The organism is Flavobacterium aeripolare (assembly GCF_013294025.1).
In the GTDB taxonomy this organism is placed as follows: Bacteria; Bacteroidota; Bacteroidia; order Flavobacteriales; family Flavobacteriaceae; genus Flavobacterium.
In genome coordinates, this window is record NZ_JABSNL010000015.1 from 1 (window position 1) to 16393 (window position 16393).

The 16393-nt window shown below is 35.8% G+C and carries 10 protein-coding genes and 1 tRNA gene; 5 read left to right on the forward strand and 6 right to left on the reverse strand.

What is annotated here, in order from left to right:
• Positions 1-887: 887 nt before the first annotated feature.
• From HNQ00_RS15020 to dnaE, 6 genes are all read right to left on the reverse strand, one after another.
• Positions 888-961: transfer RNA gene (locus tag HNQ00_RS15020), tRNA-Asp, on the reverse strand.
• An 87-nt stretch (positions 962-1048) separates the two neighbouring features.
• Positions 1049-1975 carry a DUF58 domain-containing protein gene (locus HNQ00_RS15025; RefSeq protein ID WP_173839328.1) on the reverse strand — a complete coding sequence of 309 codons (927 nt, stop codon included), beginning with the start codon at positions 1973-1975 and terminating at the stop codon, positions 1049-1051.
• The gene (locus tag HNQ00_RS15030; protein ID WP_173839329.1) at positions 1972-4536 is read right to left on the reverse strand and encodes a M1 family metallopeptidase; all 2565 of its coding nucleotides are present in this window, start codon (positions 4534-4536) and stop codon (positions 1972-1974) included. The genes HNQ00_RS15025 and HNQ00_RS15030 overlap by 4 nt, the downstream gene beginning before the upstream one ends.
• Before the next feature lie 105 nt (positions 4537-4641).
• Positions 4642-4959 carry a thioredoxin gene (gene trxA, locus HNQ00_RS15035; protein WP_026708908.1) on the reverse strand — a complete coding sequence of 106 codons (318 nt, stop codon included), beginning with the start codon at positions 4957-4959 and terminating at the stop codon, positions 4642-4644.
• A gap of 362 nt (positions 4960-5321) precedes the next feature.
• Complete coding sequence (locus tag HNQ00_RS15040) at positions 5322-6251, reverse strand: outer membrane beta-barrel protein (protein ID WP_173839330.1); 930 nt, start codon at positions 6249-6251, stop codon at positions 5322-5324.
• 299 nt (positions 6252-6550) lie between these two features.
• The gene (gene dnaE / locus HNQ00_RS15045; protein WP_173839331.1) at positions 6551-11071 is read right to left on the reverse strand and encodes a DNA polymerase III subunit alpha; all 4521 of its coding nucleotides are present in this window, start codon (positions 11069-11071) and stop codon (positions 6551-6553) included.
• Between the two features lie 687 nt (positions 11072-11758).
• Here dnaE and leuC point away from each other — a divergent pair.
• The 5 genes from leuC to HNQ00_RS15070 all read left to right on the forward strand — a co-directional run bounded on the left by leuC (position 11759) and on the right by HNQ00_RS15070 (position 16389).
• Positions 11759-13153 (forward strand): 3-isopropylmalate dehydratase large subunit, encoded by a 1395-nt coding sequence (leuC, locus tag HNQ00_RS15050; RefSeq protein WP_173839332.1) that lies wholly within the window; start codon positions 11759-11761, stop codon positions 13151-13153.
• Positions 13154-13190: 37 nt separating this feature from the next.
• Positions 13191-13577 (forward strand): GxxExxY protein, encoded by a 387-nt coding sequence (locus tag HNQ00_RS15055; protein ID WP_173839333.1) that lies wholly within the window; start codon positions 13191-13193, stop codon positions 13575-13577.
• A gap of 105 nt (positions 13578-13682) precedes the next feature.
• Complete coding sequence (gene leuD / locus HNQ00_RS15060) at positions 13683-14279, forward strand: 3-isopropylmalate dehydratase small subunit (RefSeq protein ID WP_173839334.1); 597 nt, start codon at positions 13683-13685, stop codon at positions 14277-14279.
• A gap of 42 nt (positions 14280-14321) precedes the next feature.
• Positions 14322-14831, forward strand: coding sequence for a GNAT family N-acetyltransferase (locus tag HNQ00_RS15065; RefSeq protein ID WP_173839335.1), 510 nt, complete (start codon positions 14322-14324; stop codon positions 14829-14831).
• A gap of 40 nt (positions 14832-14871) precedes the next feature.
• Entirely contained in the window at positions 14872-16389 is a 1518-nt protein-coding gene (locus HNQ00_RS15070) for an alpha-isopropylmalate synthase regulatory domain-containing protein (protein WP_173839336.1), read from the forward strand.
• The last annotated feature ends 4 nt before the right edge of the window (positions 16390-16393 follow it).

The following is a 16393-nucleotide window of genomic DNA, read 5'->3' on the forward strand; positions in this document are numbered from 1 at the left end:
GTCAATTCAATATGTCTAGGAACGTGTTCTTATCTTATTTCTCGCCTCGTTAGCATGTTAAACATGTTTCTCGAAGCGGGTGCAAAAGTAATAAATTCTTTTAATTACCACAAGCTTTTTTTGAAAATAATTTGAAAATAAATTTTTAACTCTTCTCGTTTTGCTTGCCATCATGTAAAGAACTTATGCGCTGTTGCGGGTGCAAAAGTAGGTAGTTTAAACCTATAAACAATACCCCAAAACCGCTTTTATTTGTTTTATTTTTAAACCTGATTTTAATAAGCTGGAAATGTAGTATTTGACATTAGCTCAAAAAGAGTTGTTTTGTGGTTTGTAGGATTAATCAAGAGGTTAAAAGGTAAAGTCTCCACCTAATTAGGCGAATTAAAGATTCAATCGCACTCAATATATGACTTAATGAATCAAACACTTCTTAACTTCGTTTCTAAACACTCAACGGTTATCAATATATTAATAGAGAAACCTAATATACTTATAACCACCCAAGCCTAGCCCTGATAGCAGTGGAAATCCTTTTATACCTACTCGATGGTAATCGAGTAGATATAAAAGATTGTAACGTATAGCAGGAAATAGCTCCTGAAACAAATTTAAGAACTACCATAACTACAGGGTGAAACAAATGAAAATTTAAAACAATACTACTCACATAGAAATGAGCAACCGTAAGAAGAAAATACAAAAACGATTAAAAGCAAAGTGCCTTTAAATCAAAAAAGCCATCCACAATAAAGTGGAAAGCTTTTCATTGGTCTAACTACTAAACCCGGTCTCATTGCTACCAACTCGACCAAACAACACAACTAATCTTAAAAACCTTATGGGGCAAAAAAGCCTCTCTGTTAAGAAAGGCTTCCCCAATATTGCGGTCTGGACGGGACTCGAACCCGCGACCCCCTGCGTGACAGGCAGGTATTCTAACCAACTGAACTACCAGACCCACTGCTCTATTGCGGTGGCAAAGATACAACAGAATTCGAATTACACAACCTTTTTTATAAAAAATATTAAAAAATAATTAAGAATTTTAACCAAAGTTTTGTCTTTCAACTAAATAAGTCACCATTATATTTTCAAAATTATCACTTACCGAAACTGGAACATACTTTATTTGGTTTTGAGCACAAATTAACGATAGTCTTTTAAAGTACTTAGTCTGCTCTTTTTCATATTCCTCTTTTACATTACTAGCATATAATGACACTTGCTCCCCAGATTCGACATCTATAAACTTTTTTGGACTGTTTGCAAAGTCAAATTGAGCTTCAGTCTCTTTATCAATTACATGAAACAACACCACCTTATGTTTGTTGTGCTTGAGATGCTGCAATGCTGCAAATAACCTTTCTTCTTCCTCTTCTTGAAACATATCAGTAAAAAGGACGATCATAGAACGGCGGTGAATTTTTTGTGCTATCTGATGCAAATACGTCACTGTATCTGTTTTAGCTTTAGTGTTGTTGTCTTGCAACACTTTCTCCATAGTATTCAGCAACATTCTATGATGACGATCACTCCCTTTTTCTGGAGCATAATACTCATAGCTATCTGAAAACACGCTTAACCCCACAGCATCTCGCTGTTTTTTTAGCAAACTCATCATAACCGCAGCAGCCAAGACCGAAAACCCTATTTTACTTTCATAAAAACGCTGCTCCTTATTGAGAACGGGATAATGCATTGAAGCCGAATTATCAATAATAATGTGGCAACGCATGTTAGTCTCCTCTTCGAAGCACTTTGTATATAAACGATCTGTCTTTGCAAAAAGCTTCCAATCGATATGCCTGGTACTTTCTCCTACATTATATAGTTTGTGTTCTGCAAATTCTGCCGAGAAACCATGGAACGGGCTTTTATGCATGCCCGAAATAAAACCTTCAACGATCTGGTTTGCTATTAACTCAAGACTATTAAAACTTGAAATCTTCTCTGCCTCTGATGCAATACTCATTTTACTTGGTTTTTAATTTGTTGGCAGCGGTATAAATCATCCGTAGCCTGTAACAATTTCCTTTTTAATATGGGACTAAAATCTGGATTGTCATTTAGAAATTGTTCTAAAACAGCTAAGGCATTCTTACTACTATATCGACCTATTGAATTATTCAACCAGCCTTTTGGAAAAAAGATATCTCCTGTTAACTGAATTTCTTCGGTCATTTCTAAGCACTGCTTTAAATACTTATAAGAAACATCTTGCCGTAAGGAATGATGAACAATAGCTAATGCTGATTGCACCCAGGATTCCTTTTCTCTATTTTCTTTAGCTCGCAATGACTCCATAAAAGTATCTCTAATAACAACATCGTTTGATAATGAAGGTAATAAATACACAAATCGCTTAAGCTTATCAGGGTTTTTTATCGAAATCTTAGTTGCTTCAATAATTTCCGCTTCCTTAGCATGTTTAAAAATGATTAAATTCATGGCCAAAGCCGTGTAATCGTCTTCGTTGAGTTTTAAATTGGGAATCACTAATTTTTTGTTCCAAATTTGGTACAGCGTTTCTTTAGCGGAAGCGTTATACCCTAAATTTTGATATAGACTGAATAAGGTTTTCTTCACATTTGAAGGGATTTCATCTTGCATTCGATTAAAAACCAACTGCAAGCTGTTCTCTTGAAACTGCAGTTGTTGCCCGACAGTAAAATAGTTCCAGTATATTGATTTTAATTGGTCCACAAGTACAGTTGCAACCAATTCATTTTTCTCTTTTTGTAGTGCATTTAAAAAACAGTTGAAACCAACCCCTACATCTACAGTACCGTTTAAAATATTCTCATAAATATTCACTAAAACAGCAGCTCGAGCCACATCATCTTTACACGTATCAATAGCAGTAATAGCTTCCATACTAATAGGAAAAACACCATAGCCAAAACCATCATAGTTGTAAATAATGTAGCGCGGTTTCTCTAAGCCCAGCAAATCTTTCAAACTAGTCGTTTTACGATCGATATTTACTTTAACAACCTTTGTACTATCCGCATAGACTAAAGCGATTTCAAAAACTTGAGGCCAGACTTTATCAGACCCATCCTCTGCACTTTGATGGAGATTGAATTTGGTTATTTTATTGTCTATACTATAGCTAATATCCTCAGTAAATAATGCTCTACTAGATTCGTTAACCCAGACTTCACTCCATCTTTTTAAATCGACAGAAGTCTCTTCGTCTAAAATAGTAACCAGGTCTGACCAACTAGCATTGTTGTTTGCAAATTTAGTTATGTAGCGCTGAATCCCTTTTTTGAAAGATTCGGCACCCATAATTGCCTCTAACTGTCGCATCATGATAGGTGCTTTATGGTAAATAATATTACCGTATAGCGAACCAGCATTTTTTAAATTAGCTAACTCTTGTTTTATAGGATGGGTTCCTTCTGTGCGATCCTCAGCATAGGCAGCAGGGTAATGTCCTGTAAAGAATTGAAGATTGTGATTTACTTCAGGAAAAGCGGGATTCATTATTTTGTCGGCCATGAAATTTGCAAAAACTTCCTTCATCCACACGTCATCAAACCATTTCATCGTCACTAAATCACCAAACCACATATGAGAAGTTTCATGAGCGATTAGTTTGCCGCGGTTTAGTTTATCGCTATCGGTCGCACTGCTATCTAAAAACAAGGAAGCTTCTTTATATTGAATGGCTCCTACATGCTCCATACCACCGTACTGAAAACCAGGTATAGAAGCAAAATCCATTTTATTAAAAGGAAACGGATACTTAGTGTACTGTTCTAAGAACGAAATCGCTTGCTGATGCAAATTAAAAATAGGTGCTTTACTGGCGTTAATTTTTTCTTGGTCATTTTCACGATATAGCATTTTCATTGGAAAATTAGTTCCGTTTTGAGTCAACGCTTTAAAATCTCCCGCTACAAAGGAAAATAAATAAGTACTCATTAAATCTGATTGTTCGAATACATATTTAGTAAAATCACCATCCTGTGCTTGGCTAGCCACTTTAGCTCCAGCAAGAACAGTCCAAGACGCAGGTACTTTTAGGGACAGTGAATACTTAGCTTTAAGATCAGGTTGATCAAAACATGGAAAAACAGTGCTTGCTCGATCTGGCACTAATAATGTATACAAGTAATCATCATTTCTATTTAGGGAAGCATTTCCAGCGATGAAATCAATTTGAATCGTGTTTTTATCTGACTTTAAAAATGAGCTAGCAATTATTACATGCTCTTTTTCATGAATGATAGGTATTCTTTTCCCGTTAACGGTTACGCTTTTTACATTCTCTGTACTTTCATTAAAATCTAAAAACAGCGGTGATTTCACTATTTTTAATTTAAATTCTAAAGCAAGTGTCGCTGGAATATTCTTTGATTTCTCTATTGGAATATCAAACGAGAGCGCATAACTAATATCAGTAACTTGCCCTTTACGAAATTCAGCTAGCTCCTTAGAGATTCCAGTAGTAAGTTTAACTTGACTATTGACTTGTACAGACAGCAGTAATAAACAAGTTAGGAGTAATGACAGCACTATTTTCATTAGATACAAATATTAGTAAGGTATAAAAATAAAAAAAAGGTTTGACTTACGTCAAACCTTTTTAATCTGAATTAATCAGATCATATATAAATTATAATCTTACGATTACAACAACGCGTCTAAACTATCAGCGTAAGTTTGCTTAGGAGCTACTCCTACTTGCTTACCTACTACTTCTCCGTTATGAAAAACCAATACTGTAGGGATGTTTCTCACTCCGTATTTTGCAGCAAATTCTTGGTTAGCGTCAACATCAACTTTACCAACTACAACTTTTCCGTCATATTCAGTACTTAATTCGTCAATGATTGGTCCTACCATTCTACAAGGTCCACACCATGCTGCCCAAAAATCTACCATTACCGGTTTATCTGATTTCAAAACTACTTCTTCAAAAGTAGCGTCTGTTATTGCTAATGCCATAATATCTATATTTAATGTTTACTGTTTTAACCTATTGTTAAACTAGAATACAAATTTAGAAATTAAAAACAGATTGTGCACTATTTGTGAATTAGTTTTGATTATAAATGTATTGTAAAAAACTATTAAAGAAATCAAAATTATAGAAAATACAAACCCCTTCAATCAGCTTTAACCAGCACAATATCGCTATTTAAAGACCAGTCTCCTACTAACTAAATCAACAACTACAAAGCATACATCATTAAATAAGACACTGTAGCTATTATGATGATGCAAATTCTTAATCACAAAATATATAAAACAAAAAAAAGACCTTCAATTAAGAAGGTCTTTCATATATAGTATCTATTATTTAGCTATTATAGCGTGTATTTCAATCCAAGAGTCAATCCTAGACCACTAATCCCTACGTATGAACTAATATCATCTGCAGATTTTGATCTATCAAAACCAGCTGAATTTGTCACTTTACTGTTAGAATTTGAATCAATTTTCTCTACATAATTAACGTGATTTTCTGCGTAAGAACCATCACGGAATGAAGTAGTTGAATTTAATTGATCTACACCATTTTCAGTATACGATTTTGTTTCCTTAGACTTACCATGTACAGTAAAGTTACGGTATTCTAATTCTCCATAAACAGAAATCTTTTTTCCTAATTTATAAGTTGTCCCTACAACAGCCATAAAACCTACAGTAGGATTAGGTAAAACTTTTTCTACAGTGAAAGCGTCTACAACTCCTACTGGAGTAGTATATTTTCTAGTCGTTTCAATTTCTAAATCTCCGTGAACAGGAACAATAACTCCTACTTTAGTGTACGGTTCGAACCCATTAGCTTCTCCTAAGAACAAAACTACTGCTGGCGCAACATCAAAAGCAGATATTGTTCCTATAGCATTTCCAGTAACAAATACTGGACCTGCAGCAATTAATCTATTTGTAGTTTCAACCATAGTCTTACTACTACTCTTAAAGTAGTTTACTCCTACCTCAACACCTATTCTTGCATTAAAACGGTATCCTCCAGTAATTCCAGTTCTAAAACCTTCACCAAACGAACCATGATTAGTTTCTCTAGAAAGTAGCGTTGTTCCATTTGCTGCATAAACATCAGTATTAGGTAATGATCCAGAAACTACTGGAAACTCCGTTGCTGCTGTTTGCAAAAAATAAGATCCACCAAGTTTAAGGTAATATCCTTTATCAGTTGAATCATCTTTTGATTGCCCTAACATAGTCATTGAGCAAGCCATCATTCCTAATATAAACAAGTTCTTTTTCATAATCATTAATCTTAATAGAAGTTAGTTTTTTGTTAATTGTCTTACTACAAACTTATATAATTTTAAATCACAGTTTATCAGTTTTGCTAATTAAATGTGAACAGCAAATGACCAATGTTATGCATGCATAACAAAATCAATGCTTTAGCTTATAAAAATTAACATTAGCATTCTAAAAAAAATGTTAATTTTAAGTAGCTAATTCGATAAAAAACGCCTGAAACAGTAGCGAAACAGTCAAACTACATCGTTTTCATTCGTCAAAAATCATCTCTATTTTGTTTAGCAATAGGATGCTTTTAATTTAACTTAAAGTTAATTTGCATTTTCTCTAAAGCAATCAGTAACTCATTAGAAATTTTAATTTTCAATCGCCTACTTGGCATCGTTAATTTAGTAACCACTTTAATTTCCTCAACCTCTGTAACGGTAACCGCAGTAGCAGTTTCGCCTTCCATAGCATCATCATTAAAATCGTCCCCGTCACTCTCTAGAGTTTCAGACTCTTCCTCAACCAGTTTCTTGATTGTTTCTAGCTCCATAACCTCAAATGTAACTTGGTTATCACCTTTGTTTTCGAGAAATAAATGACTTAATCTGTGAATTACCTCTTTATCTAGATCGTTGATGTTTAACAAGACCACAAGCTTTTTAGCAAAATCATCTAAAACATCTTGCAGGTATTGTACCAGCATAAATTGTATTCTAGGATCACTTTTTTTACCAGTATCTTGATTCACCCATCCTTCTTTTACAAGCACCTTCATGAACGTAAAATTATTTTGAATAAAGAAATGTCTAAATTTTAAATAATCCTCACCAAAGATTTTGAACTCATAACTCTCGTCATATCCTTCAAGTGTGAATATCCCCCAGCCTTTTCCGTTTTTAGCTACACGGTGTTGCACATTGTTGATAATACCCCCAAAAGTCAAACTTTTACCTACATGCAGATCTAAATTTTTAAGCGCTTCTAATTTGGCGTTACAAAAATATTTCATTTCGAATCTATAATCGTCCAGCGGATGCCCAGAAATATAGATCCCAACTACCTCTTTCTCTTTAGCCAGTTTTTCCATGGTGCTCCAGTCTTCACACGGTGGCACCACAGGCTCTTCAATTTGAACATCACTAGCTTCACCAAACAAACTTACTTGGGAGCTGTTTTCATTTTCTTGAAATTTGGCACCGTATTTTATCGCTTTTTCGTAGAATGTGATTCCGTCGCCGTCATCATGAAAATATTGCGAGCGTAATGTACCTTCAAAAGAATCAAAACCACCAGCAAGTATTAAGTTCTCTAGTGCTTTTTTATTAGCTGCGCGCAAGTCGATACGCTTAGTTAAATCAAAAACCGACTTATATTTTCCGTCTTTTCTGTTTTCTACAATCGTGTTTACCGCTCCTTGACCCACACCTCTAATTGCTCCCATCCCAAAACGGACTGCATAATCATCATTTACCGTAAATTTATAGAAGGATTCATTTACATCAGGTCCTAGAACTTGTAATCCCATGCGCTTACATTCTTCCATAAAGAAAGTAACCTGCTTGATATCATTCATGTTATTAGAAAGTACCGCTGCCATATATTCTGCAGGATAATGTGCTTTTAAATAAGCAGTTTGGTATGCAATCCAAGCATAGCATGTAGAGTGCGATTTATTAAAGGCATAACTAGCAAAGGCTTCCCAGTCTTTCCAGATTTTCTCTAACACCTTAGCATCATGCCCTTTTGCGGCAGCTTGTTCAACAAACTTAGGTTTCATCTTATCAAGTACCTCCTTTTGCTTCTTACCCATCGCTTTACGCAATACATCGGCCTCACCCTTAGTAAAATCAGCTAAGGACTGAGACAAAAGCATCACCTGCTCTTGGTACACTGTAATCCCGTAAGTTTCCCCTAGGTATTCCTCACAGGCATCTAGATCGTATTTAATTTCCTCTTCTCCGTTTTTTCTTCGAACAAAAGAAGGAATATACTCTAGCGGGCCTGGACGGTACAAGGCATTCATTGCAATTAAATCCCCAAAAACAGTAGGCTTTAAGTCCTTCATGTATTTTTGCATTCCGGGTGATTCATATTGAAAAATTCCAACTGTCTCTCCGCGCTGGAATAATTCGTATGTTTTTACATCATCAATAGGAAACTCATCCGGATTCAAATCGATGTTGTTTCTATATTTTACCAGTTTAACGGTATCTTTTATCAAGGTAAGGGTTTTCAAACCCAAGAAGTCCATCTTTAATAATCCCGCACTCTCCGCAACCGAGTTGTCAAACTGGGTTACATATAAATCAGAATCTTTTGCAGTAGTTACCGGAACAAAGTTGGTAATATCTGATGGGGTAATAATCACCCCACAAGCATGGATACCTGTATTACGCATCGATCCTTCTAGAATCTTCGCTTGTTGAATTGTTTCTCCCGCTAGCTCATCTGAATTTGCAATTGCAATCAATTCTTTTACATTATCAAACTCATCAGATCGCAATGCTTTTTTAACATCTTCTTCTTTTTCAGAAATAAAACGCGCTAGATTCCACTTAGACGGCATCATCGCCGGAATTAATTTGGCTATTCTATCTGCTTCAAACAACGGCAAATCCAGTACACGCGCCGTATCTCTAATTGCTGATTTGGTTGCCATTTTACCATAAGTGATAATTTGGGCAACTTGATTAGCTCCATACTTATTGATTACATAATCCATAACACGACCACGACCTTCGTCATCAAAGTCAATATCAATATCGGGCATGGACACACGATCGGGATTTAAGAAACGCTCAAAAAGCAAATCATATTTAATAGGATCAATATTGGTGATTTTCAAACAATATGCAACAGCAGATCCCGCTGCCGATCCACGCCCAGGACCTACAGAAACATCCATCTCTCTAGCCTTAGCAATAAAATCCTGTACAATCAAGAAATACCCCGGATAACCAGAGTTGGAAATCGTTAACAACTCAAAATCCAGTCGCTCTTGAATAGACTCAGTGATTTCACCATATCGCTTCTTTGCACCTTCCATCGTTAGGTGTCTTAAATAGGCATTCTCCCCTCTTACACCATTATCAGCATCATCTTCGGGGTTTACAAATTCTTGCGGAATATCATATTTAGGAAGTAATACATCACGATAGAGTGAGTAGATTTCGACCTTATCAACAATTTCTTGAATATTGATAATTGCATCAGGCAAATCAGCAAAGAGTTTTTTCATCTCATCACCTGACTTGTAATAATATTCCTGATTAGGCAAACCATAACGATAGCCACGACCACGCCCTATAGGTGTTGCTTGCTTTTCACCATCTTTTACACATAGCAAAATATCGTGCGCATTAGCATCTTCTTTATTTAAGTAGTAGGTATTATTTGAAGCAATTAATTTTACTTCATGCTTTTTAGCAAACTCAATCAAGGTTTTATTCACGCGATTTTCATCCTCTTGATTGTGACGCATAATCTCAAGATAAAAATCATCTCCAAACTGTGCTTTCCACCAGATCAATGCTTCTTCGGCTTGGTTTTCACCAATGTTTAGAATTTTACCTGGTATCTCTCCATATAAATTTCCCGAAAGCACCATGATATCCTCTTTGTACTGCTCGACAATTTTTTTATCGATTCGAGGCACATAGTAAAAACCATTAATATTAGCTATCGAAGCCATTTTGGCTAGATTATGATACCCTTTTTTATTTTTAGCTAGTAAAACAACTTGGTATCCGTTGTCCTTTTTAGTTTTATCTAAATGGTTTTCACAAATATTAAACTCACAACCTACAAGCGGTTTAATCTCTGTTTCTGTGGGTTCTTCTCCGCTTTCAACTAGTGCTTTATTTTTGGCGGAAGCCGATTTATTATAATTCATAACAGCACTTACAAAATGGAAAGCTCCCATCATGTTAGCCGTATCTGTCATGGCTACTGCTGGAAAACCATTTTTTGCAGTCGCTGCTACTAGCGGACCTACACCTATCGTTGACTGCAATACAGAAAACTGAGTATGATTGTGTAAATGCGCAAATTTGGCTTCAGCCAGAGCCTTTTTATTTTCTAAAAGTTCTCCCTTAGAGATTCCGCCACCTTGCGTATCACCAAGTTGCTGACGTATGCGATCAGAAGCCTGTTTTAAATTAATGTGCTTTAATCCTATAAGCTGAACTTCTCTAGGGTTTTTCTCTTGAAATTCTCTAAAATAAGAAGCAGGAACATCTAACTCTTCTTTTGTAAAACGCTCTCTCCTGATTAACTCTAAAAAACAACGTGTCGTTGCCTCAACATCTGCAGTTGCATTGTGCGCTTCAGAGAAAGGTTTATTAAATAAATATTGGTGCAGTTCTGTTAATGTTGGTAATTTAAATTTACCTCCACGACCTCCAGGTAATTGCAATAACTTAGCAGTAACCTCTGTACATGTATCGAGAACAGGCATAGCCGCCATAGGAGAATCTACCCCCATACGGTGAAACTCTGCGCCCATAATGTTGACATCAAAACCTAAATTTTGACCCACAATAAATTTAGATTTAGCGAGAGCCACATTGAATTTCTCTAAAACTTCTGATAGAGAAATTCCTTCAGCAGCAGCTAGCTCTGTAGAGATTCCGTGAATACGCTCGGCATCATAGGGAATATTAAATCCTTCAGGTTTAACTAAGTAATCTTGGTGCTCGATTAGCTTTCCCATTTCGTCATGCAGCTGCCACGCAATTTGTATGCAACGTGGCCAGTTGTCTGAGTCAGTTATGGGTGCATCCCAGCGTTTTGGTAATCCTGTAGTTTCAGTATCGAATATTAAGTACATAGGCTTCCTCTCCCCAGCCCTATTGAAAAATTAGGGAACTCAAACAACAGGTTTGAGCTGTGCATTTAACTGGTTTATAGCATATTATAGTTAGAATGATTTTCAAAAAATTGAACTTCAAATTTAGGGAAATTTTAGTTATAATTTAGACATCTAAAAGACATTAACACAAAATACTCCGAATAAAAATGCTAGCGATTACTATTCCTTGCCAATGCAAAAACAGACGGTGATTTTAATTGATATTTTTTTTGGATGTCGTAATCTTTAGACGTAATAATTCACATAAAATACGAACTCAAGACACAACTTACACTATTATTAATTGCTTTTTTTAATCGAATAAAAATAAAAATTGATTGCGAATAACCCAATTATCTTATCCTATCCTCATCAATATGACAATTAAGCCCCTTAGAATTACGCATCAGTTACCAATTTCTCAAAAACCTAATGAGAACCTAGATTACAAACGATGGCACTAACGGTAGTTTTTATTTTATTCTAATTCGAATAATTAATCCAAGCTTTTATAAACTAGAAGATGTGTCGCGTATAAATTAGTTTTGGGTATCGTATAAAATGAAATATCGAAATTGACACTTTGGTCCCTTTTTCTAATTTTGTTTTCTATTGCAAAAGCTAGAAGAGCCGCTATTGTAAAAATTACAATTTAAAATTAATAAAATGAGTAAGACATTATTTGACAAAGTATGGGACGCACATGTTGTACGTAAAATTGAAGATGGACCAGATGTGTTTTTTATTGACCGTCATTTCATACATGAGGTTACCAGCCCAGTTGCATTTTTAGGATTAAAATCTAGAAATGTATCTGTTTTATACCCTGAAAGAACATTTGCAACTGCAGATCACAATACACCTACAATTAATCAACACTTACCTGTTGAAGACGCTTTATCAGCAAATCAATTAAAAGCATTAGAAGACAATGCTGCCGAATACGGTATTTCGCACTGGGGATTAGGTGATCCTAAAAACGGAATCGTACACGTGGTAGGTCCTGAAAACGGAATTACTTTACCCGGAGCAACTATTGTTTGTGGAGATTCACACACTTCTACGCATGGTGCTTTTGGAGCAATTGCTTTTGGAATTGGAACTTCAGAGGTTGAAATGGTACTTGCAACACAATGTATCATGCAACCCAAACCAAAGAAAATGCGTATCAACGTAAATGGAACTTTAAGTAAAGGTGTGGGACCAAAGGATGTTGCCTTATATATCATCTCTCAATTAACTACTTCTGGTGGAACAGGTTATTTTGCTGAATATGCAGGAAATGTTTTTGAAGAAATGTCTATGGAAGGCCGTATGACTGTTTGTAACCTTTCTATCGAAATGGGTGCTCGTGGTGGTATGATTGCTCCTGACCAAAAAACATTCGACTTTCTTGAAGGCAGATTGTATGCTCCAAAAGGGGACGACTGGACTAAAGCAGTCGCTTACTGGAAAACATTAAAAACAGATGATGATGCTGTATTTGATGCTGAATTAGATATCGACGCCGCAGACATAGAGCCAATGATCACTTACGGTACCAATCCTGGAATGGGAATAGGTATCTCAAAAAATATCCCTACAGCTAGTCAAGTACAAGGTGGTGCAGAAACTTACAAAAAGTCGTTAGCCTACATGGGTTTCAATGAAGACGATGTGATGATAGGAAAACCTATTGATTTTGTTTTCTTAGGAAGTTGTACAAATGGCCGTATTGAAGATTTTAGAGCATTTACTGATATTGTAAAAGGTCGTAAAAAGGCAGACAACGTAACCGCATGGTTGGTTCCAGGATCACACGTAGTTGAAGCACAAATTAAAGAAGAAGGTTTGCTTGACATTCTAACAGAATCTGGATTTGTATTGCGTCAACCAGGATGTTCAGCTTGTTTAGCGATGAATGATGATAAAGTACCCGCTGGAAAATATGCAGTTAGTACCTCAAACAGAAACTTTGAAGGTCGTCAAGGTCCAGGTTCAAGAACTTTGTTAGCCTCTCCTATTATGGCAGCAGCAGCAGCGGTTACTGGAAAATTGACTGATCCAAGAGAGTTAATGTAGAATTTTTCACCGCAAGGGCGCAAAGACGCAAAGAATTATGGAAATAAACCGTTACGAGGAGTTAGCAAAAGAGATATTTTTAGCTAGTCTAGAGGTTCACAAAATAATGGGGCCAGGTTTATTAGAATCCGTATATGAAATGTGTCTTTTAAGAGAGTTGCAGTTGAGAAATATTTCAGCAGAATGTCAAGTTATTATTCCGCTACAGTACAAAGGATTTAATTTGTCAAAAGAATACAAAATCGATATTCTAGTTGAAGAACAGATAATAATTGAATTAAAATCGGTTGATTCGATTTTGCCAGTTCACGAAGCACAGCTAATTTCATATTTGAAATTAGCAGACAAAAGAATGGGGTTCTTAATTAATTTTAATGTTCCATTAATAAAACATGGTTTTAGAAGATTTGTAAATAACTATTAAACTTCATAAACTTAAAAAATATAGCATTGTGCCTTTGCGCCTATGCAGTAAATTAAAAGTAATATAGCATTGCGCCATTGCGTCTTTGCGGTAAAAAAAATAAAAATGGCATACGATAAATTCAATATACTTACTAGTAGTGCAGTGCCACTACCAATAGAAAACGTAGATACAGACCAAATAATCCCAGCTCGTTTCTTGAAAGCGACTGAGCGCGTAGGTTTTGGTGATAATCTTTTTAGAGACTGGAGATACAATGGAGACGATACTCCAAAAGCTGATTTCGTTTTAAACAACCCAACCTACTCTGGAAAAATTCTTGTGGGAGGAAAAAACTTTGGTTCTGGTTCTTCTCGTGAGCACGCTGCTTGGGCGGTTTACGATTACGGATTTCGTGCTGTAGTTTCTTCTTTCTTTGCTGACATCTTTAAAGGAAACTGTTTGAATATTGGTGTTTTACCCGTTCAAGTAAGCCCAGAATTTGCTGCCTCTATTTTTAAAGCTATAGATGCAGATCCAAACACCGAGCTTGAAATCAATTTACCAGAGCAAACAATTACACTAAAAGTGACTGGTGAAAAAGAATCTTTTGACATCAACGGATACAAAAAGAACAATATGGTTAACGGTTTTGACGATATTGATTACTTGCAAAACATCAAAGAAGACATCGTAACTTTTGCTGAAAAGCAATTGATCTAAACATTTCAATTTAATTATCCGTTAAAAGCAGTAGTGATTTCGATGAAAATAGAACCAAGTAGCGTCGCTGATATAGACTGCATTTTTGAATTTTATGATTTGGCTGTAGCCTATCAAAAAACCAAGTTCAACAAACACTGGATGGGTTTTGACCGCAAAATGGTTCTTAACGAAATAACAGAAAACAGGCAGTGGAAAATTATTATTGATGATGAAGTTGCTTGCGTTTTTGCCATCACATTCCAAGACGAGAGCATTTGGAAAGAAAAAAATGCTGATGCTGCGGTATATTTTCATCGAATTGTAACGCACCCAAAATTCAAAGGACAACAATTGGTAAAAAGAATAGTGACTTGGGGATTGGCTCTTGCCAAAGAAAAGAAACTACACTATTTACGCATGGATACTTGGGGAGATAATGAAGAATTAATAGGGTATTACCAAAAATGTGGCTTTGATTTTCTAGGAGTAATTACTCCAGAATACAAGGGATTACCAAAGCATTACGAAGGGATAACATTGAGTTTATTCCAAATAAAAGTAGAATACTAGCCGCACAATAGTTCAAAACTATTGGTTTAGAAATAAGATAATGGAGAAAAGAAAGATTGAAATAATGGACACGACACTTCGTGATGGGGAACAAACCTCAGGAGTGTCTTTTTCTGCTGCAGAAAAACTAACCATTGCCCAATTACTATTAGAAGAATTGAATGTAGACCGCATCGAAATTGCATCGGCACGAGTAAGTGAAGGAGAATTTCAAGGGGTAAAAGGCATCATGTCATGGGCACAAGAAAAAGGATATACTAATCGAATCGAAGTTTTGACTTTTGTTGACGGAGGTCTTTCTATCGAATGGATGAAAAAAAGTGGCGCTAAAGTTCAAAACTTATTGACTAAAGGTTCTTTAAATCACCTGACACATCAATTAAAAAAAACTCCCGAACAGCATTTTTCTGAAATTGCAAAAACGATAAGTCTAGCAAAGGAAAACAATATTGAAACAAATGTTTATCTTGAAGATTGGAGTAACGGTATGCGCAACTCCCCTGAATATGTATTTCAGTATTTAGATTTTATCGCTACACAGCCTGTAAAAAGGGTATTACTTCCCGATACATTAGGTGTACTTATACCCGAACATACTTTTGAATACTTATCTAAAATTACCGCTAGATACCCCAACATTCATTTTGACTTTCATGCTCATAATGATTATGATTTAAGCATTGCTAACGTAATGGAAGCACTTAAAGCAGGTGTTCATGGTTTGCATGTTACTGTAAACGGAATGGGAGAACGCGCTGGAAACGCACCACTTGAAAGCACCGTTGCTGTTATCAATGATTTCATGCCTGAGATAGAAATCAATGTAAAAGAGCCTTCGTTATACAAAGTGAGTAAGCTAGTAGAAGCGTTTACAGGATATCGTATTCCTGCTAACAAACCCATTGTGGGCGATAATGTTTTTACACAAACCGCTGGTATTCATGCTGATGGTGATAATAAAAACAACTTGTATTTTAATGACTTGCTACCAGAACGTTTTGGAAGAAAAAGACAATATGCTTTAGGAAAAACATCTGGCAAGGCAAATATTGAAAAGAACTTACAAGAGTTGGGTTTGAAATTAAATCAAGAAGACATTAAATTAGTTACACAACGTATTATCGAACTAGGCGATAAAAAAGAAACAGTAACTAAGGAAGACCTGCCTTACATTATCTCTGATGTTCTACACAGTAAAATATTCGAAGAAAAAATTGTAGTGGAGTCTTACATATTATCACACGCTAAAGGAATGCGTCCTTCAACAACGTTGTCACTACGAATCGACGGTGAATTAATTGAAGAACACGCACAAGGTGACGGACAATTTGATGCTTTTATGAATGCCTTAGGCAAAATCTATAAAGGCAAGAACTTAGAATTACCTAAATTAATCGATTACGCAGTGCGTATCCCACCAGGAAGTAGCTCTGACGCCTTATGCGAAACCGTAATCACCTGGACAAACAACGGAAAAGAATTCAAAACACGAGGATTAGATTCTGATCAAACAGTTGCTGCAATAGTAGCAACGCAAAAGATGTTGAATGTAGTTTAAAGAA